This is a genomic window from Streptomyces sp. NPDC051664, from assembly GCF_044453545.1.
Classification (GTDB): Bacteria; Actinomycetota; Actinomycetes; order Streptomycetales; family Streptomycetaceae; genus Streptomyces.
In genome coordinates this window covers 1-1,302 of record NZ_JBITCU010000131.1, presented here as the reverse complement: position 1 = coordinate 1,302, position 1,302 = coordinate 1, and the positions used below count along the sequence as shown (strand labels likewise).

Below are 1,302 nucleotides of genomic sequence, written 5' to 3'. Positions count from 1 at the left end.
CCGGCCAGGCGCCTTGAGGAAGCACGCGAGGACCGCGGAGGCGAGACCGATGCTGCCCGCCAGGGCGAAGGCACCGCCGTAGCCCCAGGCACTGACCACGAAGGCGCCGACGCCGGAGCCGACCAGGCCGGATATCAGCTTCGAGCTGTAGACCATTCCGTAGTTCGAGGCGTTGTTGTTCTCACCGAAGTAGTCCGCGGTCATCGCCGCGAACAGCGGGAAGATCGCGCCGCCACCGAAGCCGGAGACCATCGAGCAGAACAGGAAGAACGGCATCGAGCCGATGTCGCCGGAGTAGAACACCCCGAACTGTGCGGATCCCAGGACCAGACAGACGATGATCAGCGTGTTGCGGCGTCCGTACCGGTCGGAGATCCAGCCGATGACACCCCGGCCGGTCCCGTTCACGATCGCCTTCAGCGACATGGCCGTGGCCACGATGCCGCCGGCGAACCCCATCTCCTTGCCGAACGGCACCTGCATGGCGATACCGAAGATGTTGATGCCTGCCGTGCAGAGCAGACAGAACCACATCATCCACAGCACCGGGGTCCGGGCCGCCTCACGCGGGGTGTACTGCTTGACCGCCGGCGGGTTCTTCGCCAGCGAACGCACGATCCTCGGGTCGTCCGAGACCTTCAGCGGATCGACGTGGCCGGGCCACCAGTTCTTCGGCGGGTCCTTGAAGAACCAGCCGGCGACCGCGACGACCGCACAGCAGATGACCCCGACGGAGACCAGCACACCCTGGTAGTTGGACAGATCCATGTACGAGGTGAAGAGGAACACGAACGGCACCGAGCCATAGGCGAAACCGCCGTTGACCATGCCGGTCTTGCCGCCCTTGCGCTCCGGATACCACTTGCCGACCATGTTCACGCACGTCGCGTAGACGAGTCCGGCACCGATACCGCTGAACATGCCGAAGCCGAAGTAGGCGACGATCACATGAGGTGCGTACGCCAGCGAGAGATAGCCGAGCAGGGTGCCCAGCGCTCCGAGCATCATCGCGCTCCTGGCCGGCAGCCGCCCGCTCTCACGGAGCTGACCGGCCGGGAAGGCGACGGCCGCCTGGAAGAAGATCCAGACCCCCATCAGCCAGAAGATGTGGCCGCTGGCCCACAGGTGCGCGTCGTGCAGGGTCTCCTCGGCGGAGGTGAACGCGTACTCCGACGAGCTGATGCCCATCATGCCGATCCACGGGAAGAGCACCATGGTCCAGCGCGGTCTCCGCATGATGTCCCGATCGCTCTCACCGAGCCGGAACACGCGGCCGTTGCGGTCCGTCACCTCCCTGAACGG

At 65.7% G+C, this 1,302-nt stretch carries 1 protein-coding gene; it reads right to left on the bottom strand.

Features of this window, described 5'->3' with window-relative positions:
- Window positions 1–1,302, bottom strand: a 1,302-nt coding sequence (locus ACIA8E_RS41985) for an OFA family MFS transporter (RefSeq protein ID WP_399307389.1), incomplete at both ends; no start/stop codon positions are given.